Source organism: Saccharothrix sp. ST-888, from assembly GCF_000955975.1.
GTDB lineage: Bacteria > Actinomycetota > Actinomycetes > Streptomycetales > Streptomycetaceae > Kitasatospora.
In genome coordinates this window covers 1-319 of the sequence record NZ_JYJF01000832.1, presented here as the reverse complement: position 1 = coordinate 319, position 319 = coordinate 1, and the positions used below count along the sequence as shown (strand labels likewise).

Below are 319 nucleotides of genomic sequence, written 5' to 3'. Positions count from 1 at the left end.
AGCTCGTGCAGGTTCCAGGCGGCGTCGACCTTCGGCCGCAGGACGGTGTCGATCCGCTCCGGGGTGAGGGAGGAGATCACGCCGTCGTCCAGCACACCGCCGGTGTGCACGACGGCGGTGAGCGGGTGCGCCAGCCCGGTTAGGAGAGCGGCGAGCGCTCCGCGGTCCGCGACGCCCCACGCCGCGAAGACCGGCTCCGCACCCAACTCGCCCAGGCTGTCGGCCACTTCTGCGGCCCCTTCCGCCTGCGTCCCCAGGCGCGAGCCCAGCAGCAGCCTGCGCGCGCCGTACTCCATCACCAGATGCCGGCCGATCATCG

General features: G+C 73.0%; 1 protein-coding gene. It reads right to left on the bottom strand.

The features are described 5' to 3' along the window. Positions 1-319, bottom strand: a 319-nt coding sequence (locus UK12_RS34740) for a KR domain-containing protein (protein WP_045307216.1), incomplete at both ends; no start/stop codon positions are given.